The sequence below is a fragment of the Candidatus Methanoprimaticola sp. MG2 genome (genome assembly GCF_047501175.1).
GTDB lineage: Archaea > Thermoplasmatota > Thermoplasmata > Methanomassiliicoccales > Methanomethylophilaceae > Methanoprimaticola.
In genome coordinates, this window is record NZ_JBEQWH010000012.1 from 17586 (window position 1) to 36962 (window position 19377).

Sequence of the window (19377 nt, forward strand, 5' to 3'; positions counted from 1 at the left end):
CGGAAAAACCTCAGAATTTCTTCTGGCAGAGTGATGACCACGTCCTCTTGTCCGTGAGGACCATGACCCCTCCGCGTATGTCCACGACGACGCAGGCGGTCGCCTCCTCTATGGCGGCCGCGGCCTTGCCGACATCGTCGTCGGAATTGGAGAGCACCTTCACCTTGATGAGACGGTTCTTCTTGAGCTGCGCAGTGATCTCGTCGAAGAGACCCTGGTCAAGACCGTCCTTGCCCACTCTCACGGTGGGGCTGAGGTCGTTGGCACGCCTCATCAGCTCCTTTCTGGCATCCTTCTCGCTCATGTAATTGCTCCCTGATGTATGGTCTGCGGAACACCTCTCCGCAGCATTCGCATGTCGTGCGCACCATGTGACCGCCCACGCGGACCCGGCAGTTGAGTCCGGGGATCATCGGCGTCAGGCAACCGTCGCAGTAGGGACGGTCCCGGGGGACCGCGACCTTGGTCTTCGCACTTATGCGGAGTGCGAGGTCTATGTAACGGCGGGCGCGGTCCACCTTCCCCTCGCGTACAGCGACGAACGCCATGTCCAATAGCCTGGATATGCGATCGGCACCTATGTCCGCGATGGCGTTATGGGAGATGCGCCTCTTTGCCATGGTATGCTCTAAGCGCTCGATAATACCCGCATTATAAAGGTTCTTTCCTGCGGATGCCCCGTCCGGGACGTCACGGGAACGCGTATGACAGGAGCAGGTCCCTGATGTCCTTCTCCTCGCCCTCGAACGTGTCCTCGGACTCGGCATACGTCTCCCACAGGAAGACGAAGTACTCGTGGAACGCTATGACCGCCTCGTCCCAGGACGGCTTGGATATGCTGATGCCCAGGTCCTCGTTGACCAGGGTCCATACGCCCTTCGCACGGTTGAAGCCGGGACGTCCGGCCACCGGACTCAGGAGGATGATGTCGCGATCGGGGGTGACTATGCGGTGGAACAACGTCTGGGGGAAGTCGTAGCACCCCGAGGAGTTCCTCAGCTCCGCGAGAGCGCCCCCCTCGTCCAAGACCACCGATCCGGTCACTATGAGCGGGCCCGCATCCGCATACGACATTATGTCGGCATGCGACACGGACGGCAGGAACGAGACCGGGACCGAATCCCTCCCGTTGGATATGAGCCAGCGGCTCTTATGGACCGGATCCCTGGACACGACTCCTATGAGAGCGGAGGGCATGTCCTCTATGTCCGCCGAAGCCTCCGCCTCCAGGGACCTGCGGGCGTTCATCCTGAACTTCCTCATGGACCCGTCCGACCCGTACGTCATCACGAACCCCTCGAGGTGGTCCGCAAGGTCCAGCATGTCCCTGGCTATGGCCTTCCGGCCCATGGCCTCGATGTGGTTGCTGGACTCCTCCGGCACGGTCGTGCCGAGGTTCGCACGGTCCAGCTGGGAGCACAGCGCCTGCAGCGCGTCCTCGATGAGCTGTCCATCCCTCTTGGCCCCGGCCCCTTTGCCCTGCATGACGAGCGAGAAGCGCTCGGATATGCCGTCGGGCAGCAGGCTCTGGGTCCTGAACTCCTGACGGACCATCAGTTCCCCGATGTGTGTCAACAGGTTCTGGATGTCGACCATGACCTGTCCTGCGACCGCGACCGGAACCTCGGCATTCTCATCCGTCGCATCCACCACATCGAACCTGAACTGCTGCATCTCCCCCCAGATGGAACGCAGTGCTTTTATTGGTTACGGGCATGTGCGCGCTCGCGTACTATTCCCTTAATAAGTGTCTTCAGAACGAAACCATTATAAGAGGGTCTGGTATCGGCACGTTCATCATACGGAGTCACGCGCTCCGTTCCAATTCACAATTAGGTGGTTCAAATGGTAAGAAAGCCCGCATCGATGTACAGACAGATCAAGGGACAGGCGTACACCCGCCGCGAGTACATGGGCGGAGTTCCTGCCAGCAGGGTCAGCCAGTATGTCATGGGCAACCCTCAGGCCGAGTTCCCCGTCACCATCACGCTCAAAGTGAAAAACAGGGTGCAGATCAGGCACACCTCCATCGAGGCTGGCCGTATCGCAGCCAACAAGGTCCTGACCGCACAGTGCGGATCCCCCAACTACCGCATGGTCGTTAGGGCATTCCCCCACGTCGTCCTCAGGGAGAACAAGCTCGCAACCGGCGCAGGAGCGGACCGTGTCTCGAGCGGAATGCGCCAGGGATTCGGCAAGACCGTCGGAACCGCGGCAAGGCTCGAGCGCAACCAGGCCATCCTGACCGTCAGCGTCCCCGCCGACAAGGTTGCCGCCGCCAAAGATGCCCTCTGGAGAGCATCCATGAAGTTCCCGTCCCCCTGCTACGTCGACGTTGACGAGGGACAGGAATACATCCAGTGAAACCTTAGATGTTCGATCTCGAACTTGAAAAGGTATCGAAATGGATCAGTGACGGAGGCTTCGCCTCCGTTGCTGTCCAACTTCCCGAGGGCCTGAAGATCCGGGCCCCGGAGATTTCTCAATACATTACGGAGCATACCGATGCATCCGTGCTGATCATAGGGCGTCCGTGCTACGGTGCGTGCGACCTTTTCGACCACAGGGGCTGGACAGATGCGCTCGTCCACTACGGACATTCAAAGATACCCTCCATGGGCGATGACGATACCGTCCTCTACATAGAAGCACGCTCCGATGTGAAGATTGACGATGGCGTACGGGACATCCTGAAAGACCTTCCGAACAATGTGGGGGTCCTCGCCACGATCCAGTACATAGACCTCATACCAGAGATGTGCAAGGTCTTGGAAGATATCGGGAAGAGACCGCACGTCGGTATGGGAGACCGTAGAATCTGCTATCTGGGACAGGTCCTCGGATGCAATTGTACCTCTGCGGAGAACATCGCAGACAAGGTCGACTGCTTCCTCTACATCGGAGAAGGGGACTTCCATCCTCTGGCGGCCGCATTCGGTGCCGGAAAGCCGGTGATCGTGCTGAACCCGATAACGAACGAGCTCAGGGACATGTCCGAAGCGAGGGACCGCCTCATCAGGAGGAGGTTCGCGGCGATCCAAACGGCATCCGGTGCGAGATCGTTCCTCGTGATGGTATGCAGCAAGGCCGGACAATGCAGGATGGACCTTGCGAGAGGGGCCGAGAGGATCATCGCGGAATCGGGACGCGAGTGCATCACGGCCGTCATGGAGGAGGTCACGCCCGACTCGCTTGCGTCCTATGGTGTGGACGCGTACGTGTGCACGGCATGTCCGCGCATAGCGACGGACGACTCCGCCCGGTACGGCAAGCCCATGCTCACCGTCCCCGAGCTGGAGATCGCCCTCGGAAGGAAGGAATGGGTAGGATACCCGTTTGATCAGATCAGAGGCTGACTCAGTTCGAAGCCTGGATCAGCCTGTTGACCACGAACTTCTGATTCATCGAGGCCAGGAACGCTCCGAGCCTGGGGCCCTTGTCCTTGCCGATGAATATCTTGTACAGGGCCTTGAAGGCGCCCTTCGTCCCGATGGGCTGCGTCTTGGCGATGTCGGAGATCACTCCGGAGATCGTGTCCGCATCCCATACGCAGTCGTTCATCCTCTTGACGAGGGCCTGGAAGTAGACCTTCTCGTTCATGGTTATCTCCATGTCGGAGGGGACCGCCTGGAGGATGGAGAACTTGACCATGTCCGGAGCGAATCCGTTAAGCCAGTAGCGGACACAGGAGACCCTCCTCTTGAGTCTCTCGATGTCATCCTCCGTGGCCGCCGACATGTCCTGGGTACGGGAGAGGATCTCCATGACCCCGTCGAAGTCGTCAGCCATCTGGACCAGGTTCACGAGATGGCGATATGATATCTGGACAGGGAGCTGCTCCGGGATGTGGTTGTGCTGCGCGATCGCATATGCCCTGACGGAGTTGTCCTCGGACTCGGTCCACTCCCCTCCGAAGTACAGACGCTCCATCCTATCGTACTCGTCGGACATGTCCAGCATACCGAGGCCGGAGTCGTAGTCGATTGCCCTGGAGGGGTTGACCCTGAGGAACAGGTAGTTGAGGACCTCAGGAGGGGTCATGTGTATGGCATCGAGACCGGTGACCGGGCATCCGAGGGACTTGTGCATCTGTCCGACACCCTTGAGCTGAACGAACTCGTAGGGTATCGGGTAGGGCGCCTTTCCGCCGAAGATCTCGGCGATTATCCTCTTTCCGGAGTCGTAAGACCCGCCTGCGGCCGCATGGTCCTTCCCGAAAGGCTCGGCGGAGGTCCCGAAGACCATCCACTTGGCAGGCCACTCGAGCCTCCATGTGAGCTTCCCGTCCGCCTTGCGCACATCCGCCTTCCCGTGATGGCCGCATATGCAGTCATACTCCACGAAGGGGAAGCTGTACGAATCGAAGATCGGGTGGGTGAACCTTCCGCACTTCTCGCAGACGGGGTTGTACGGTGCGTAATCGGCCTTGGCCTCCTTCCCGGTGACCTCGTGCAGGATCTGGATGATCTCCTGTCTCTTCTGGAAGGTCTTGTCGATGCACTCGGCGAATACGCCCTTCTCATAGAGCTCGTGGGTCCAGATGATCTCACACTTCACACCGAGGGAGTCCACGGCATCCAGGAACGGCTGGACGAAGTGATGGGCGTAGTTCTTGTGCTTGCCACAGGGGCAGGGGATCCTGCTTATGGGCATGCCCACGTACTTCTCGAACTCCTCAGGCAAGAAATCATAGCGCTTGCGCAGGGGATCGAACGAATCGATCAGATATATCAGGCGGACCTCTTTCCCTTTAGCCTCGACAGCACTACGGACGGACTCCCCCGTGATGGCTTCCCTAAGGCTTCCTACATGGATGATACCGGTCGGACTGATTCCCGTAGCGATGAGAGGATGCTCGCATGTGTTCGCGACCTCCTCGGCTATAACATCTGCCCAGTGCATTTTAATCATGGTGCCATCGGCCCATTATAGAATATGATTTCGGTCATGTCGGGGCATGCACCTATACTCGCGCGCGCGTGGGACTTGAAATAACCTTTTTATATGGACCGCAGATAACCCTGATTATGGCAAAGAAGAACGACTCGGGCTTCCAGTCCTCCGCAGGCCTCATGAGGTACTTCGACACGGAGAACGAGAAGGGAATCAGGGTAAGCCCGCGTACCGTCATCGGCATAGCGATTGGGCTCATTGTCGTTGTCATCCTTCTCAACACGCTCGTCCCCCTCTGATACGGGGAAACGACAGTTTAAAACCGGGCTGCATCGCCCAATTACGTCAGCTTCCACAGCGTGTGCTGTAGAGCCATTATGGAGTGATCTCAGAATAGGCCCGGCCTCTCGGCCGGGAAAAGGAGTTTCAGACCCTATCCTCGGGCATGATCACATATTCGTCGTGATACTTGTCCTTGAACAGCTTGGATATTATCGGCGGCGCGATTAGTGTCGTTATGACTGACATCAAAACAACGACCGCGTAGAGCTCCTGGGACATTGCCCCGGTCGCGAGTCCTATCGATGCGATGATTATCCCTACCTCTCCCCTCGGGACCATCCCGAATCCGATGATCTTGAGTGAGTGACCGTCCAGGGACTTGTTCCCGAGCTTCGCTCCGAGACTGCATCCGATGAGCTTCGCGATGACCGCCAGGATTATCGTGACGACCACGAGAATCAGGACGGACGTGTCCGTGAGGGAGGTGACATCCACCTGCAGTCCCACATTCAGGAAGAAGAACGACAGCATGAACGTGGATATGGAGTCGATCTTGTGCTCCAGGTCCCACTCCCATGCGTGATCGGCGAAGAGCATCCCTCCCAGGAACGCCCCGATGATCGCCGCAAGACCTATCGCCTCGGCAAGGGCGGCCATGCCCAGACAGACGATGATCGCCAACACCAGCTTGTTCGTGGACGTAGGGATCTTCCCGGCGGCCTCCTTGGCGTTCTTCCTCGCCTCGAAATAGTCGTAGATGCGCGGGACCACCCATTTGCATATCGCGATGATCAGGAACACGAACGCCGCGGCCTGGATGCTGATGGTGAGGATGCTGCCGATCGTTATCTCCCCGGACTCGACCATGCCCTTGACAATCGCGAGGACGATCATCCCCAGGACATCGTCTATGACCGCCGCGGCGATGATGATCCTAGCCTCGAGGGTGTCCATGAGCTTCATGTCCTTGATGATCCTCGCCGTTATTCCAACGGACGTCGCGACCATCGCCGCGGCGAGGAACAGGGCATGGTTCATGTTGCCCTCGGTGGCCATGATCAGCGCGAACCCGAACACGAACGGCACGATGACCCCCAGGAGGGCACAGAAGAATGCTGCCTTCCCGGATTTCATGAGGTCGTTGACGCGCGTCTCCAGACCGACCGTGAACAGGAGGAATATCACGCCCAGCTCCGCCAGCGCGTACACGATCTGGTACGTGCTGCTGCCGACGCTCTCCTCCACGCCTGGATCGGGCATCTCCAGATCCAGGAATTCCATTAGATTGAAGTCCCCGATGACGAGGTTCGCCACCAGGATACCGATGAGGATCTCACCTATCAGGCCTGGAAGGCCGAAACGGGAGATTATCGCGGACCCGAAGCGGGCCAGCGCATACAATATGACCAGAGTCACGAGGATCTGGAGCAGATGTTCCATGCATGGCGCAAGATATCTGCTTATTTAATTGGGATGTTGGTTGGAACAGGGAAAATGAAGTATTGCGCCCGGAGAAGATATGCCTCCGGGCGCCGGGCCTTCGCCCGGGATGTGTGTGGTTCTGGAACAGGTTTCGAAGGCGTTTCAAAGGTTTAGCGTCAGAATGAGAAGCAGACCCTCCATCCTCCCTCCAGACCGTTCTTCGGTCCGAAGGAGAACGTCACGAGGGGCCCGCGATCGTCCGACAGGTCCTCTTGGATCGCATACTCCGTCGCAGGGACCATCGCCGCCGGTGATGGCGCAGCGATGGCCAACACCGGGGAGGCCCCCTTGAGCATGAGCGTATCCCGTGCCTCATATCCCACTTCGGTCGCGAACAGGGCCGAGAACGCGGAGAGCGCCTCCTCGGGTATGTGGAGAGGCATCTCCTCCGCGAGGATCGGGCACTCCACGGCGAGCCATTCCGAGTCCAATCCGTCAAGGGGCAGCTCGATCTGCTCCTCGATGAACCCGTCTGCCGTCCATGCGTCCAACGACGGGACGGCGAGGCGCATGAGGTCGTAGACCTCGTCCTCCACGTGCATACTGGGGGTGTCGTCGTATATGAACGCCTTCGCGAAGGCCTTCGCGCATCCGTCGTCCGGAATCTCCTCGTCGGGTTCGACAAGGGTGATCTGATCGTCGATCTCCAGACGCGGGACCGTCAGCACCATTATGTCACGAACACGGTCCGTGACATGGGTGGGTGCGTCCTCGGACACGGCACGGAGGCCCGTCACTCCAAAGGGCGGCGGGATCCCTCCTCGGATCCCTCGTTCCTGTCCACGTTCTGCAGAACGCCGTTGTTGAATCTGAAACGGACCGATCTAGGGCGCCTGACCTGAGGATCGCTCAGGGGACGGATCCCCTCTCCGGACTGGTCGAAGCCCATGTCCTTCCTCTCAACGGGAGGGAGGGGCACAGCCTCATGCTCGGTCACGACCGAATCACCGGTGGGCACAGCCTCGAGCACATTGTCGACAAGGACCTGGGTCTCGTCGGTGCATGCCTCGGAAGGGGGCGTGTCGATCGTGACGCCCCTCACGCCTGAGATGACCAGGGCATCGGCGACCTCCGCCTCCGTCTGGATCTCGGGATCCTCGGCCCCGTCCATGTGGAACGCGGGGGGGATCGTAGGAACGACGACCATATCGTCCAGTTCGAATGTATCCTCTCTGGACTCGATGAACTCCTCGCAGGGGGCCTCCACATCCTCGGGAACATCCTTGATCTCGGATTCGAACTGCTCCTGCACATCGTCCGACACCTCGGGGACCTCGGACACGGGGTCCACGTCCACTGCGGACTCGGGGACCTCGACGGGGGCTTCGGGAACATCCAAGGGAACAACCTGGGCCTGTGTCTCCTCAGCCTCCTCTATCTGCATGATTATGGGGGACTCGTCGTCGTTGTCGATGACGATGCTCCCGATGCTGGGGGCGGGCGACTCAGGGGCCTCGACGTCAACCCCGTCAATGGCGGCAGCGCCCGAGGTCATTCCCCTGACCTCGCTGCCGGTCTTGATCTTGCTCATGAAGCCGTTGTCGACCTTGGGCTCCTCCGCGACAGGCTGTTCGGCCTCCATGCGGGGGGCGGGACGATAGTTCCTCGCTGCCATCTTGTCGAGTATGCTCCTGTCTATCGGGGTGGGCTTGACATGGTCCCCCTCGACCGTCCCGGTCACGCCCTTGAACTCGGTCTGGGACGTGCCGCGGCTGACACCGCGGAACAGGGATTCCGCATCCACCTTCCTCTCGGCATCGTTCACGTTGACCGAGACGACGTTGCCGGTGTCCCTGGAGCCCACGGGATTGCCCGCAGTCCCCCTCACCAGGAGATAGTCGTCCTCGAAGTCCGCCGTCCTGGGGGTCATGGAGATGTAGATCTCCTGACCGTCCTGTATGTTGTACCTCTCGTAACCGTACTTGTCCAACTCCAATGTACCTCTGGAGAACACGGAGTCGCTCTTGCCGGTCTTGCCGTATATGGACGAACTGGTCTTCTTGAAAGACTCCACACCACGGCTGAGGCTGCTGCTGATACTGTCAAAGCCACGCTTTATGGAAAATGACGCATTCGCCGAACCGCCGGAGCCGTGAGGCCTGAAGTTCTTGCGAAAGCTACCGCTATCTTGAGTGTTATCACTCATATCCACATCCCATCCGAACTCAACGTATGCAGTGTTCAATATAAAATAGACACGGTTTACTGAAAATCACATCCGGGAAACAGGACGTATGACGGGCGCATAGCACATCATCCGCGGACGAACTTCACGTAGTCCGCCTTGCCCTCCGCCTGTATCTCACGGATCATCTTCCCCAACAACCTGGAGTCACAGGAGACGACCATCACCTCCAGGCACTTGTGGTTCCTAAGGTGCGAATGGAGCTGCGTCTTGATCACGGACTCGTACGTTCCCTGTATGCGCATCATCCACGGGTCCTCATGGTTCCCCCTTACGATCACGAGAACCCCCTCGACGTCCCCGTCCATCTTCTCCAGCTCGCGGATCTCCGCCAGGGCCGCGTTGATGGACGTGCGGACCGCCTCGGACCTTCCGCTGAGACCGTATGTCTCCTGGATCTTGTCCAACGCGGCGAGATTGTCTTCATTCAGGGATATGCTCACGATGCCCATGGTATCACATTATTAACAAAGAGTATCAGTTCTAGGTATTTGTTATTAACATATCAAAAAGACTTTAATATCATCCCGCCCAAACGCAGTTCCATGGAGCCGTCTGTAACATTTCTCCTGTTCTCTCTGGGGATCCTCGCGATATCCATGGTCGGGGCGTACCTGCCAAGGATCAGGACCCTGTCGGATCGTCAGATCCACCTGCTGGTCGCATTCAGTGCGGGAATATTCATAGGACTGCTGTTCCTCCTGCTCCTTCCGGAGGCCATAGAGGAGTGCGAGCACGGCGGCATAGACACCCACATCGCGATGTATGCCCTGATGGGAGGATTCCTTGCGATCATGGCCATAGAGATGTGGATGAAGCACCGCCACATGTCTGGATGCTCCTGCGAGTGCGGCAGTGACAGCCACAGTCACAAGATCACCTCCATGTCCTCCTTCATAGGGCTCTCCGTGCATGCCGCATGCGACGGTCTGGCACTTGCGGCGACGTTCCTCGCAGGAGGGGAGATCGCACTGATCACCACGATAGGCATGTGCGTCCACAAGTTCGTGGTCCTGTTCTCGCTCTCGTCCATCATGCTGGTGACGGACATCCCGAAGAGGAAATCCCTGAAGTACATGCTGGCATTCGGACTCATCACCCCTCTGGCCGGCCTTCTGTTCTTCGCACTGCTGAGCGGCGTCTCCAACATAGACGGGTTCACCGGGATCCCGCTGGCATTCGCAGCCGGGTCATTCATGTACGTGGCACTGTGCGACATGCTCCCCGAGGCGTTCCACAGGAAGAAGCAGCACTCGATGTCCTTCGGACTCCTGCTCCTGGGGATCGCCGTGATAGTGATGATCACCATCCTGTTCCCCCACGCACACTGAGAATTTTGTTTCGGGGAGGGACGAAGCACCCTCCCCAGTGTTTTATACAAACTCTCATATGAGCAGACATGCAAGAATCAGACCTGTGGTTTGTCTTCATTGCCATCGTCGCGATCCTGCTCGTAGCGGATCTGGTGATGAATCGCAAGGCACACCACATTCCGATGAGAACCGCGCTGGCACAGACGTCCGTATGGATCGGTGCCGCCATCGCGTTCGGGGTTCTGCTGTTCTTCGTCACAGGAAATTCCACACTGACGATGGAGTACTTCACGGCCTATGCCATCGAGGAATCGATGAGCATGGACAACCTGTTCGTCTTCATCATCATCTTCGCATACTTCGGGATACGTGACGAGGATCAGCACAAAGCACTATTCTATGGGGTTGTCGGAGCCATCGTCTTCCGTGCGATATTCATCTTCGCGGGCGTGGAGCTCCTCAACATGTTCGACTGGCTCCTGTACGTGTTCGGAGCCATCCTACTGATCATCGCCATAAAGACGCTCATCGAGAAGAGCGACAACAACAAGGAGAACAAGATCGCCAAGTTCATGAAGAACCGCTTCGATTACGTGGATGACGAGGAGGCGAACGGAAAACTGTTCGTCAAGAGGAACGGGAAGCGCGTTGTCACTGCGATCTTCCTATGCATACTCGTCATCGAGCTCACCGATGTCGTGTTCGCCCTTGACTCCATCCCTGCGGTCCTGGCGATCTCCACGGACACCATGGTCATCTACACATCCAACATATTCGCGGTCATGGGACTGAGGTCCCTGTTCTTCGTGATAAAGGGCGGAATGAACTCCCTCGCATACCTCAAGTACGGCCTGGGTGCGATCCTCCTGTTCGTGTCGATGAAGCTGCTCCTCCACGAGTTCGTACACATACCCATCGCTCTGTCCCTCGGAGTGATCGTCGGAATCCTCCTGATCACCATCGTGGCATCCCTCCTCAAGAGCAGGAAGGACAAGGCTGCACAGGCCTGAGGCCCGGGACGGCAAACGATTTCAGGGTTCCCCGCTTATGCGGGCCGGAATGTCCGGCCCGCCCGGGAGAACCCTATTTCAATCAGTTCGAAGATTTGATCTCATGAAACAATGCATGGATGCCGATAATCTGCACCGGCGCCTCAAGAAGATCCAGGGTCAGATAGTCGCCATCGACAGGATGATCGACGAGGACGTGCCATGCGAGGACATCATCGTCCAGATCAATGCCGTGAAGAGCGCCATCCACAAGGTCGGACAGATCATCATGGAAGGTCACATCCAACACTGCGTGAAGGACGGGATCGAACACGGGGATCCCGAGAAGACCATCGCCGAATTCACCAAGGTCATCGAACAGTTCTCCAAGATATGAGCGCGTCCCATACCCCCGAGGGGTATTAATATGACATACCCCCTGGGGGTATGTTGAGGCGATACGACGTCGATCATCTCCGATGCTGTGAGTGAACAGAAACCGCTGTTCGTTGGCATTCTGATTGGTGCCATCTGTGTACTGTCCGCGATCCTGTTCGAGGCTGCTGAGCCGCTATTCCTGATAGCGGTCCTGATCTGCGGGACACCGATCGTGTTCGGGGCCCTGATCGGGGTGTTCGAGGACCATGACATAACCGCCGACGTCCTCGTGTCCATAGCCATAGTCGCGGCATGCCTCATCGGAGAGTACGAGGCCGCCGCGGAAATATCGGTGATCATGCAGATCGGCTCGTTCCTGGAGGAGGCGACCGTCAACAGGGCCAACAAGCGGCTGAGCAGACTGGAGAGCCTCACGCCGGATGTCGCGAGGATAGTCGACAGCGCCGGGGAAAGGACCGTGCCCACCTCCGAGGTGAAGGTTGGCGACGTGGTCAGGGTGGTCCCTGGGGAGACCATACCCGTCGACGGCATCGTAAGGTCTGGCTCATCCTCCATCGATGCATCCATGCTCACCGGGGAGTCGGTCCCGGTCGATGTCACGGAAGGGGACCGCGTCTCATCCGGCACCGTCAACATGTTCGGTTCCCTGGACATAGAGACGGACAGGATTGGGGAGGATGCCACGGCCGCGCATATGGCCCGGATGCTCGACATCGCAGGGTCCGGAAAGCCCAGGATAGTCCGCACGGCGGACAGATGGGCCGCGTACATAGTCGTCATCGCACTGTCCGTCTCGGTACTGACCCTTCTGCTGACCAGGGACGTCCACCGTGCGGTAACCGTGCTGGTGGTGTTCTGCCCGTGCGCGCTGATACTCGCCACGCCTACGGCGATAATGGCCGCGGCGGGCAACCTCTCGAAGCAAGGGATACTCGTTCGGAACGGGAACTCCCTCGAGGCCATGGCCAGCGTCGACACGATGCTCATGGACAAGACCGGCACGCTCACGTTCGGCTCGATGACATGCATGGGATTCGAATCCACGTCGGAGAACTCCCCCGAAGACCTTGCGGAACTCGCATCCGCAGTTGAATCCCGCTCCGAACACCCGCTTGGAAAGGCCATAGCCTCCTTCGCGAAGAATCCGCAGGATGCGGATTCCTTCGAATACCTGCCCGGAAAGGGCGTCATCGGGGATGTTCGCGGGAGGACGGTCGTCGCAGGCAACGTCAGGCTCATGATGGAACGGTGTCCCGAGAACCTCGATGCCACCGTCGAAAGGGGCTCTGTCGCCGAATCGGACGGCTATTCGGTCGTGTACATCGGGATCGACGGGAAGACCGCTGGATTCGCCATGGTCGCCGACCGTGTCAGGGACGGTTCCCCGGATGCCGTCAGCGGTCTCAGGGAGATGGGACTGACGACGATCATGCTTACCGGGGACACGGGCACCGTCGCGAGAAGGGTGTCCTCCGACCTGGGCATGGACGATGTGGTCTGGGAATGCCTCCCCGAGGACAAGCTCAGGACGGTGAGGCTCATCGGCGAAGGTCGCAGGGTATGCATGATAGGGGACGGGGTGAACGACGCACCATCCCTGAAACAGGCCGACGTAGGCATAGCGATGGGCGGGATCGGAAGCGGGCTCGCGAAGAACTCCGCGGACATCGTGTTCGTGAACGACGACATATCGAAGGTCAGGGGCGTCCTTGACCTGAGTCGCAGGACCATCCTTACGATCAAGGCAGGCATCGCATTCTCCCTGGCACTGAATTCCATCGCGATGGTTCTCGCTGTGATGGGTGCGATCGGCCCGGTGGCCGGTGCACTGGTCCACAACATCGGGTCCGTCATTGTCATCATAGCCGCCGCGATGCTACTGAGGTACGACTGCTGGAGTCCCGGATGCAGACCGAATGGCGCTGCGACCGTGACCGAGAGACCGTCCATGTGATCAATCCATTCGACGAATGACGAAAAATACATTCGTCGATTGGTATATCATTTTATAATGACGGTACAATGACCGTGCATGGCCGACGAAAATATGCCGACCAAGAGGGCGAATCCCGCGCCGTTGGGACTGCTGGGATTCGGAATGACGACCGTGCTACTCTCGATGCACAATGCCGGCGTCATCCCCTTGGATGATGTGACCCTTGCCATGGGCGTGTTCTGCGGAGGACTCGCCCAGATCCTGGCGGGAATCATGGATTACAAGAACGGGAACACGTTCGGAACGGTCGCGTTCACCCTGTACGGGATGTTCTGGATGGCACTGGTTGCCATAAAGCTCGGAGTGCTCGGTGTCGGGTCCGAAGGTACGACGATGGGTGTGTTCTGCTTCATCTGGGGCGTGCTCACGCTGTTCCTCTTCATAGGGACACTGAAGGGAAGGACGTCCCTGAAGATCGTCTTCCTCACCCTGACCGTGACGTTCTTCCTGCTTGCCGTGGCCGACATCTCAGGAGCGGAGGCGGTCCTGACAGTGGCAGGGATCATGGGAGTTATCTGCGGAGCGTCCGCGATGTACACCGCGTTCGCGGAGGTCCTGGCAGAACAGCACGGGAAGGAACTCCTTCCATTCTGACAAACAATGGAGGGGCTTCCCTCCGCCTTAACCCTGTATGATGCCATCGGACATACGGGACATTCTAACAAACCGAAACAGACTGGACAACAAAGACCCAGACATGAGACAATATTAAGGAAAAAAGGAAGATGAGTGCTCCCGTTCCTAACATTCAAAACTGATTCTATTCTGCCGCGCGAAGAAGACGCGACTGATGTTTTTATCACGGATGGGCAAGAGGCAGAGTCCTCGAATGCCAGACAAACGACTTGGTTTTTTGAGATGATTGAAATGAGACACTGTGTGCTGTTTTGCCTGACATCCGAAGACAGCGCCTCATATGGAGGTGCATGCGCATGAACGGATTCGGATCCCACTGCGAAGGATGCGAGCATCTCTTCGTCGGTATGTTCGGCCCGTTCTGCTGCCGCGGAGCGGAGCCCGTGCCTATCCTCTTCGTTAGCTCATGTCCCCCGTCCGGTGCCGCGGCAATCCGCGGATCCAGACGTGCCCTGCAAGCGGGACATTGCAAGGACCAGACATCCCTGGAGGCATGGGCATGAGCTGGTGGGTCCACATCGTCCTCACGAGGGGCGACGAGAACGTGTCCTGCCACACCTACGAGGATGCCGAGGAGCTCATGGGCCGGATCCTCGCGGCGATGGAGGGCAAGGGGGCCGTCGTCCTCGACGACGGGATGATCCTCGGCGGGTCGCAGATCGTCAAGGCATGGCCGGAGGCGGCCCAATGACATCCGACATCTACGACTCCGAGGGCAACCGCATCGGGGTCATGACCGTCACCGGGCCAATCCTCGACCTCTCCGATCAGGAGACGGAGGACATCCGGCAGTCCGACCTCCAGACGGCGAAGGCCACGGTCGGGAAGCTCCGGGCGATATCCGCGGAGGCGTCCCTGCGCCGGATGTCCCGTCTCCTCGACGAGGCCGAGGTCAGGCCCGAGAGGCGCGTGGACAGCCTGGAGCAGCTCACGTTCGAGGAGCGCAAGCTCGTGCAGTACTCCCTGCAGGGCGGGGACAGCGTGAATTTGCCGTATGCGGTCGCCATGGTCTCCAAGACCCGGCAGAAGCAGGGTCACGGGAAGCATGCCGTGGAGGTCTCCATGCGCCGTGCGGCCGCCCGTTTATATAACAGGGGCCTCGCGACCGTCGAGAAGCGCGGCGACGGCCTGGTTTGGGTGTCCGTCTCCAAGGACAGGCTGGTCTCCGCGATCCGTCGCGAGCTCTCCTCGAGAGGGGGCCCCGGCGAGCCTAACTTTAACTTGATGAAGGTACCCTGCGAAATTCAAACTTCTTCGGAAGAGGGGTCCGAGGCACCGGAAAAGGTCACGAAGAGGCTCCCGAGCCCCATTGCGATGCCCCGCAGGTGCTCCGGCGAGAGGGTGCGGGCCGTCCAGCTGCTGCACGGAGTCCGCATGCTCGAACGCCCTGACAAGGTGGAGATAAACACCCTGTTCGAGACGTACAATGACGAGACCCTGCAGAAGATCATCTCCCTGATCGACAACCGCAACGGGGAGGTCATGGGGTTCGAGTACTCCACCAGGTTCAACGACCTGGCGAAGGCGGCCGCCAACCTGAATAAGTTCGATTATGCATTGGACAAGAGCCTCCGCGACTTCAGCAAGGCGGTGTTCCTGACCCTGACCACAGATCCGAACCTCACCGACGAGGAGAGGGCGAGGGCGAAGGAGTCCAAGATCGCCGGATTTCGCAGGAAGCTCTCGGATCCGCACCTCAGGGAGAATGAACGGAGGAAGCTCACATGGGCGTTGATGGAAGCCGAGGGTCCAGACTACGAGATCTCCGAGATCGAGTTCAAGGTCGGTGCGGGAACGGCCACCGCAGGCGACAGACAGCGCCTGTCAAAGCTCCTGTCGGAGAGGAGGGAGGCGGAGCTGCTGAAGGCGCGGCTCGACGACCCGTCCACGGGGGTCCGCACGCGGGAGCGCATGGTCCAATCGCTGAAGAAGATGCGCCGTTGGGACTACACCCATGATCCCGAAGGTTTCGCCAACCTCTGGGAGGCCAACCGCAGCTTCGCCCCTGCATGGAACCGCTTCATGTCGTACCTCAAGAAGAAGAACGGCGGGAAGAGGCCCAAGTACCTGGCGGCCTTCGAGTTCACCGAGTCGGGCCTGCTGCACATACACGTCCTGATCTTCCTCGAATATCTGTTGCCGAACGACCAGATCTCCCTGGAGTGGAGGAGATGCGGCCAAGGCGAGATCACATATGTCTATGCTTTGCGCAACGTCAGGAACTCCGCCGGGAAGAGAGAGTGGAGATGGAACTCCGGTGCCAGGCCGCAAGACGCCAAGGGGATGTCCGGAGGCGACTATCTGAAGAAGTACGTCCGCAAGTGCATGCTGGCGCTGATGGACTCCTACACATCGCCGGCGGACACGCACTCGATGTACTGGGCGCTCAACAAGAGGATGCACACATGCTCCCGCTCCCTCATGGAAGGGTACACGGGCCAGCGCGTGGAGCCCGGCAAGGAGGAATCGGGACCGCCGACCCATTCCCTGTTCCGCATAATGTCCCAGGAGGAGGCCGAGGGCGGAGGGGTCGACCGCATCGTCTACCACAGGATACGTCCCGGCTGGAAGACGGGGAGCGACCCTCCCGCGGATCCGTCCGAGGGGGTGTCGGCATGACCGTCATGAAGAGGGTCAGGAGCGTCCGTCCGATCCGTACGACCTGTCCCGTGTGCGGCGCCGAAGCGATGGTCACGGAATGGGTCCGCAGGGACGGGGACGGATATCGCAGGGCGGAGGTCACGACATGCCCGTCATGCGGGATGGAGAGCACCGACGACGGGAGGTGCGGGCATTGACGTCCCCTGTGTCGACCATAGCGTACCGCTCCATCCCCGACCTGGAGGAGAGGCAGCGTAGGGTCTACGAGTGCATAGCGTCCCATCCCGACGTCAGCAGCAACGACGTGTCGAGGATCCTGCACATGCGCATCGGGAACGTCAGGTCGAGGGTTGGCGAGCTCCTAAGGACGGGGGAGATCGCAGTCTCCGGGGAGAAGGTGGACCGCATCACCGGGCGCACCATCCGGACATACCGTGTCACGGAGGCGAGACGATGCAGTCGACCGTGGAGGATGCGCACGACCGCAGGGTGGCCACCGCACTGCTCTCGGAGTACGGTTTGCCGGATGCGCAGGAGTATGTCCTGAGGCAGCTCGTGACCGTCGGGGCCGAGCGGGACCGGAGGATGTGGTCCAGGGTCCTGCAGCAGCTCGAGGTCCTGAGCCATCCGATAAGGTTCAGACAGGACCTCCAGGCGCTGGTCCTGTCGGGGGCCAAGACCGCGACCACGCGGAGATCGGTCAAGGTCCCTCGGGGAGGGAGCTTCTGGGTCTCGGACATGGGGACGGAGAGAATGTTCAGGGTGACGGACGTCCACAGCGGCACCGTCGGGGAGCTGTCGGAGACGTTCTGGAGGTCGGAGGGTTTCGACAGCCCGGTGCAGATGGTGATGGAGCTTGCGCGGATCTATCCGGCGATCACCTCCGAGACGACCCTCGTCACGCATGTCTTCGAGGAGGTGCCGGCATGAGCCGTGCCGACGCAGGCCGCAACGGGCGCAGGCCCAGGTCGGTGCCGGACCGCCACATGGTGGTCCCCAGGTTCACGGACGAGGAGATTGCGACGATCGACCGCTATGCAGATGCGATGAGAATGTCCGGAAGGTCCGAGTTCATCAGGTTCGCGACGATCTACTTCATGAAGAGCATCAAGGAGGCGGAATGATGACCGTCATCCGGGCCGATCTCTGCAATCCTGCGGAATCGGGTATAAATACGGTCCGCGCGTATAGAGTGTCCGAGGAAGGTATGACGGCTCCCGAGGGAGCCGGATTCCTTGAGGGAATCACTCTTCGGCATCCCTTACGGGATGTCTATGACGATCACACCGTCGCTGGTGATGATCGTCAGCCGGAAACCGCAGTCCCGACATTCGAAGACAATCTCGAGGATCGCCTCACCTCCTGCCGGGCAGGTTCCCTAGGCTCGCCGTCAGACTGGAAATCCAGGCAGAGCCTAGGGACTTCCCCGCTTCGGCATTTCTGCGCAACTTGCGAATCGGACATAAATCTATCGTCCGCAATCATAGGACATTCGCCGGGCATTGTGTGGGAGGCTGTGCGATGACCTCGATCGCAGACGTCATCGGGACCGTGAGGGACCATCCGGGGCTGACCGTCGACGAGGTCATGGGGACATGCGGATGCACGCACGACGACATCCGCCGGGCCATCCGTACCGGGCGGGTTTTCCTCACGGATATCGACTGCCGTCTGTACGTCCCCGGTGCGGCGGAGAGGGTCATCCCGTGCAACTGGTGCATCCCCGCCTTCGACGAGCCGGAGAGGATCCGCGTCCTGGACACGGAGACCACGGGGCTCGACCCATCCGTGGACGGGATCCTGCAGGTCGCGGTCATCGACGGCAACGGGAGGACGCTCTTCGAGTCGTACGTCCATCCGTACGAGAAGAGGGAGTGGCCGAAGGCGGAGAGGGTCAACGGGATCTCCCCGGAGATGGTCCGCGACGCTCCGTCCATGGCCGAGCTCCGCCCGGCCATCGACAGGGCTCTCGAGGACGCGGAGCTGATCATCGGCTACAACGTGGGCTTCGACCTGTCCTTCCTGAGGTCGAAGGGAGTCACCGTTCCCACTGTCGACACCTGCGACGTCATGAGGGACTTCGCATACATCTGGGGCGAGTGGGCAACCTGGGCGGACGACGGGTGGGTGTGGCAGAAGCTCAGCACATGCGCCCATTATTACGGCTACAGCTTCGATGCCCACGACGCCCTCGAGGACGCCAGGGCGACGCTGCACTGCTGCCGTCGCATCATGTGGGACCTGGTCGACGGCAGGCGTCGGGTGCGGGCATGAGTACACAGCTCACCCTTGAGATGCGGCCCGCGACGGAGCGCCCCCGTCCGAAGAAGGGGGCCAGGGCGCGCCAGTACGTGTTCCCTCCGGAGGTCATAGTCATGGTGGACTACCTGGCGATGATCTCCGGCAAGCCCAAGGGGGACATCGTAGCGGATGCCGTCCGCATCGCCGCCATCATCATGCGCAACATGCCCGACGCCGCCAGGAAGATGGCTGAAGAGAAGTCGTTGGAGCCCCTGATGGACGCCATCGACGATATGGATGACCGATTTCGGCCCACGTTTTCGGTTTTTTAGATTTCTTCGGGTAGATAATCCCAGTTCC

25 protein-coding genes are annotated in these 19377 nt (G+C 59.6%); 17 read left to right on the forward strand and 8 right to left on the reverse strand.

Features of this window, described 5'->3' with window-relative positions:
• Positions 1-10 precede the first annotated feature (10 nt).
• Genes V5D86_RS08510 through V5D86_RS08520 form a run of 3 tightly spaced genes read right to left on the reverse strand, consistent with a single transcriptional unit; the run spans position 11 to position 1674 of the window.
• The gene (locus tag V5D86_RS08510) at positions 11-304 is read right to left on the reverse strand and encodes a YhbY family RNA-binding protein (RefSeq protein WP_414596256.1); all 294 of its coding nucleotides are present in this window, start codon (positions 302-304) and stop codon (positions 11-13) included.
• Positions 219-767, reverse strand: coding sequence for a ribonuclease P protein component 4 (locus tag V5D86_RS08515; protein ID WP_414596257.1), 549 nt, complete (start codon positions 765-767; stop codon positions 219-221). Before V5D86_RS08515 ends, V5D86_RS08510 begins: the two co-directional genes overlap by 86 nt.
• Positions 691-1674, reverse strand: a complete 984-nt coding sequence (locus tag V5D86_RS08520; RefSeq protein ID WP_414596258.1) for a hypothetical protein — start codon at positions 1672-1674, stop codon at positions 691-693. The genes V5D86_RS08515 and V5D86_RS08520 overlap by 77 nt, the downstream gene beginning before the upstream one ends.
• 171 nt (positions 1675-1845) lie before the next feature.
• Between V5D86_RS08520 and V5D86_RS08525 the strand changes: the two genes are divergently transcribed.
• Positions 1846-2364, forward strand: coding sequence for a 50S ribosomal protein L16 (locus V5D86_RS08525; RefSeq protein ID WP_414596259.1), 519 nt, complete (start codon positions 1846-1848; stop codon positions 2362-2364).
• Positions 2365-2372: 8 nt separating this feature from the next.
• Complete coding sequence (gene dph2 / locus V5D86_RS08530) at positions 2373-3356, forward strand: diphthamide biosynthesis enzyme Dph2 (protein ID WP_414596260.1); 984 nt, start codon at positions 2373-2375, stop codon at positions 3354-3356.
• Position 3357: 1 nt separating this feature from the next.
• On the opposite strand, the gene lysS is transcribed toward dph2, so the two are convergent.
• On the reverse strand, positions 3358-4902 hold the full coding sequence (gene lysS, locus V5D86_RS08535) for a lysine--tRNA ligase (protein ID WP_414596261.1): 1545 nt from the start codon (positions 4900-4902) through the stop codon (positions 3358-3360).
• Positions 4903-5027: 125 nt separating this feature from the next.
• Between lysS and V5D86_RS08540 the strand changes: the two genes are divergently transcribed.
• Entirely contained in the window at positions 5028-5192 is a 165-nt protein-coding gene (locus V5D86_RS08540) for a preprotein translocase subunit Sec61beta (protein WP_414596262.1), read from the forward strand.
• A 127-nt stretch (positions 5193-5319) separates the two neighbouring features.
• On the opposite strand, the gene V5D86_RS08545 is transcribed toward V5D86_RS08540, so the two are convergent.
• The 4 genes from V5D86_RS08545 to V5D86_RS08560 form a co-directional block, all read right to left on the reverse strand.
• Positions 5320-6615 (reverse strand): cation:proton antiporter, encoded by a 1296-nt coding sequence (locus V5D86_RS08545; RefSeq protein WP_414596263.1) that lies wholly within the window; start codon positions 6613-6615, stop codon positions 5320-5322.
• 158 nt (positions 6616-6773) lie between these two features.
• A complete protein-coding gene (locus tag V5D86_RS08550; RefSeq protein ID WP_414596264.1) occupies positions 6774-7394 on the reverse strand; it encodes a hypothetical protein in 621 nt (206 codons plus the stop codon).
• Positions 7391-8671, reverse strand: coding sequence for a hypothetical protein (locus V5D86_RS08555; protein WP_414596265.1), 1281 nt, complete (start codon positions 8669-8671; stop codon positions 7391-7393). Before V5D86_RS08555 ends, V5D86_RS08550 begins: the two co-directional genes overlap by 4 nt.
• A gap of 239 nt (positions 8672-8910) precedes the next feature.
• The gene (locus tag V5D86_RS08560; protein WP_414596266.1) at positions 8911-9294 is read right to left on the reverse strand and encodes a CopG family ribbon-helix-helix protein; all 384 of its coding nucleotides are present in this window, start codon (positions 9292-9294) and stop codon (positions 8911-8913) included.
• 93 nt (positions 9295-9387) lie between these two features.
• On the opposite strand from V5D86_RS08560, the gene V5D86_RS08565 reads away from it, so the two are divergent.
• The 14 genes from V5D86_RS08565 to V5D86_RS08630 all read left to right on the forward strand — a co-directional run bounded on the left by V5D86_RS08565 (position 9388) and on the right by V5D86_RS08630 (position 19349).
• On the forward strand, positions 9388-10173 hold the full coding sequence (locus tag V5D86_RS08565) for a ZIP family metal transporter (RefSeq protein ID WP_414596267.1): 786 nt from the start codon (positions 9388-9390) through the stop codon (positions 10171-10173).
• A 68-nt stretch (positions 10174-10241) separates the two neighbouring features.
• Positions 10242-11165 (forward strand): TerC/Alx family metal homeostasis membrane protein, encoded by a 924-nt coding sequence (locus tag V5D86_RS08570; RefSeq protein ID WP_414596268.1) that lies wholly within the window; start codon positions 10242-10244, stop codon positions 11163-11165.
• Positions 11166-11268: 103 nt separating this feature from the next.
• The gene (locus V5D86_RS08575) at positions 11269-11541 is read left to right on the forward strand and encodes a metal-sensing transcriptional repressor (protein WP_414596269.1); all 273 of its coding nucleotides are present in this window, start codon (positions 11269-11271) and stop codon (positions 11539-11541) included.
• A gap of 87 nt (positions 11542-11628) precedes the next feature.
• The gene (locus V5D86_RS08580) at positions 11629-13497 is read left to right on the forward strand and encodes a heavy metal translocating P-type ATPase (RefSeq protein ID WP_414596270.1); all 1869 of its coding nucleotides are present in this window, start codon (positions 11629-11631) and stop codon (positions 13495-13497) included.
• 93 nt (positions 13498-13590) lie between these two features.
• Positions 13591-14133, forward strand: coding sequence for an acetate uptake transporter (locus V5D86_RS08585; RefSeq protein WP_414596301.1), 543 nt, complete (start codon positions 13591-13593; stop codon positions 14131-14133).
• A gap of 338 nt (positions 14134-14471) precedes the next feature.
• The gene (locus V5D86_RS08590; protein WP_414596271.1) at positions 14472-14678 is read left to right on the forward strand and encodes a hypothetical protein; all 207 of its coding nucleotides are present in this window, start codon (positions 14472-14474) and stop codon (positions 14676-14678) included.
• Positions 14675-14866: a hypothetical protein gene (locus V5D86_RS08595; protein WP_414596272.1), complete on the forward strand. Its 192-nt coding sequence runs from the start codon at positions 14675-14677 to the stop codon at positions 14864-14866. The genes V5D86_RS08590 and V5D86_RS08595 overlap by 4 nt, the downstream gene beginning before the upstream one ends.
• Positions 14863-16794, forward strand: a complete 1932-nt coding sequence (locus V5D86_RS08600; protein ID WP_414596273.1) for a hypothetical protein — start codon at positions 14863-14865, stop codon at positions 16792-16794. The genes V5D86_RS08595 and V5D86_RS08600 overlap by 4 nt, the downstream gene beginning before the upstream one ends.
• A complete protein-coding gene (locus tag V5D86_RS08605) occupies positions 16791-16973 on the forward strand; it encodes a hypothetical protein (RefSeq protein WP_414596274.1) in 183 nt (60 codons plus the stop codon). The genes V5D86_RS08600 and V5D86_RS08605 overlap by 4 nt, the downstream gene beginning before the upstream one ends.
• Positions 16970-17323, forward strand: coding sequence for a winged helix-turn-helix transcriptional regulator (locus tag V5D86_RS08610; RefSeq protein ID WP_414596275.1), 354 nt, complete (start codon positions 16970-16972; stop codon positions 17321-17323). The genes V5D86_RS08605 and V5D86_RS08610 overlap by 4 nt, the downstream gene beginning before the upstream one ends.
• On the forward strand, positions 17230-17706 hold the full coding sequence (locus V5D86_RS08615; RefSeq protein ID WP_414596276.1) for an ASCH domain-containing protein: 477 nt from the start codon (positions 17230-17232) through the stop codon (positions 17704-17706). Before V5D86_RS08610 ends, V5D86_RS08615 begins: the two co-directional genes overlap by 94 nt.
• Entirely contained in the window at positions 17703-17900 is a 198-nt protein-coding gene (locus V5D86_RS08620) for a hypothetical protein (RefSeq protein ID WP_414596277.1), read from the forward strand. Before V5D86_RS08615 ends, V5D86_RS08620 begins: the two co-directional genes overlap by 4 nt.
• Positions 17901-18297: 397 nt before the next feature.
• Entirely contained in the window at positions 18298-19050 is a 753-nt protein-coding gene (locus tag V5D86_RS08625; RefSeq protein ID WP_414596278.1) for an exonuclease domain-containing protein, read from the forward strand.
• A complete protein-coding gene (locus V5D86_RS08630; RefSeq protein ID WP_414596279.1) occupies positions 19047-19349 on the forward strand; it encodes a hypothetical protein in 303 nt (100 codons plus the stop codon). The genes V5D86_RS08625 and V5D86_RS08630 overlap by 4 nt, the downstream gene beginning before the upstream one ends.
• Positions 19350-19377: the final 28 nt, after the last annotated feature.

Bases quoted from the DNA above. Each gene is read 5' to 3' on its own strand.
- V5D86_RS08520 (WP_414596258.1), bottom strand. From the start codon at position 1,674: ATGCAGCAGTTCAGGTTCGATGTGGTGGATGCGACGGATGAGAATGCC.
- V5D86_RS08600 (WP_414596273.1), top strand. From the start codon at position 14,863: ATGACATCCGACATCTACGACTCCGAGGGCAACCGCATCGGGGTCATG.
- V5D86_RS08575 (WP_414596269.1), top strand. From the start codon at position 11,269: ATGAAACAATGCATGGATGCCGATAATCTGCACCGGCGCCTCAAGAAG.
- V5D86_RS08620 (WP_414596277.1), top strand. From the start codon at position 17,703: ATGAGCCGTGCCGACGCAGGCCGCAACGGGCGCAGGCCCAGGTCGGTG.
- V5D86_RS08625 (WP_414596278.1), top strand. From the start codon at position 18,298: ATGACCTCGATCGCAGACGTCATCGGGACCGTGAGGGACCATCCGGGG.
- V5D86_RS08540 (WP_414596262.1), top strand. From the start codon at position 5,028: ATGGCAAAGAAGAACGACTCGGGCTTCCAGTCCTCCGCAGGCCTCATG.
- V5D86_RS08585 (WP_414596301.1), top strand. From the start codon at position 13,591: ATGCCGACCAAGAGGGCGAATCCCGCGCCGTTGGGACTGCTGGGATTC.
- V5D86_RS08525 (WP_414596259.1), top strand. From the start codon at position 1,846: ATGGTAAGAAAGCCCGCATCGATGTACAGACAGATCAAGGGACAGGCG.
- V5D86_RS08565 (WP_414596267.1), top strand. From the start codon at position 9,388: ATGGAGCCGTCTGTAACATTTCTCCTGTTCTCTCTGGGGATCCTCGCG.
- V5D86_RS08630 (WP_414596279.1), top strand. From the start codon at position 19,047: ATGAGTACACAGCTCACCCTTGAGATGCGGCCCGCGACGGAGCGCCCC.
- V5D86_RS08590 (WP_414596271.1), top strand. From the start codon at position 14,472: ATGAACGGATTCGGATCCCACTGCGAAGGATGCGAGCATCTCTTCGTC.
- V5D86_RS08595 (WP_414596272.1), top strand. From the start codon at position 14,675: ATGAGCTGGTGGGTCCACATCGTCCTCACGAGGGGCGACGAGAACGTG.
- V5D86_RS08510 (WP_414596256.1), bottom strand. From the start codon at position 304: ATGAGCGAGAAGGATGCCAGAAAGGAGCTGATGAGGCGTGCCAACGAC.
- V5D86_RS08515 (WP_414596257.1), bottom strand. From the start codon at position 767: ATGCCGAGTCCGAGGACACGTTCGAGGGCGAGGAGAAGGACATCAGGG.
- dph2 (WP_414596260.1), top strand. From the start codon at position 2,373: ATGTTCGATCTCGAACTTGAAAAGGTATCGAAATGGATCAGTGACGGA.
- V5D86_RS08615 (WP_414596276.1), top strand. From the start codon at position 17,230: ATGCAGTCGACCGTGGAGGATGCGCACGACCGCAGGGTGGCCACCGCA.
- V5D86_RS08605 (WP_414596274.1), top strand. From the start codon at position 16,791: ATGACCGTCATGAAGAGGGTCAGGAGCGTCCGTCCGATCCGTACGACC.
- V5D86_RS08570 (WP_414596268.1), top strand. From the start codon at position 10,242: ATGCAAGAATCAGACCTGTGGTTTGTCTTCATTGCCATCGTCGCGATC.
- lysS (WP_414596261.1), bottom strand. From the start codon at position 4,902: ATGCACTGGGCAGATGTTATAGCCGAGGAGGTCGCGAACACATGCGAG.
- V5D86_RS08560 (WP_414596266.1), bottom strand. From the start codon at position 9,294: ATGGGCATCGTGAGCATATCCCTGAATGAAGACAATCTCGCCGCGTTG.
- V5D86_RS08545 (WP_414596263.1), bottom strand. From the start codon at position 6,615: ATGGAACATCTGCTCCAGATCCTCGTGACTCTGGTCATATTGTATGCG.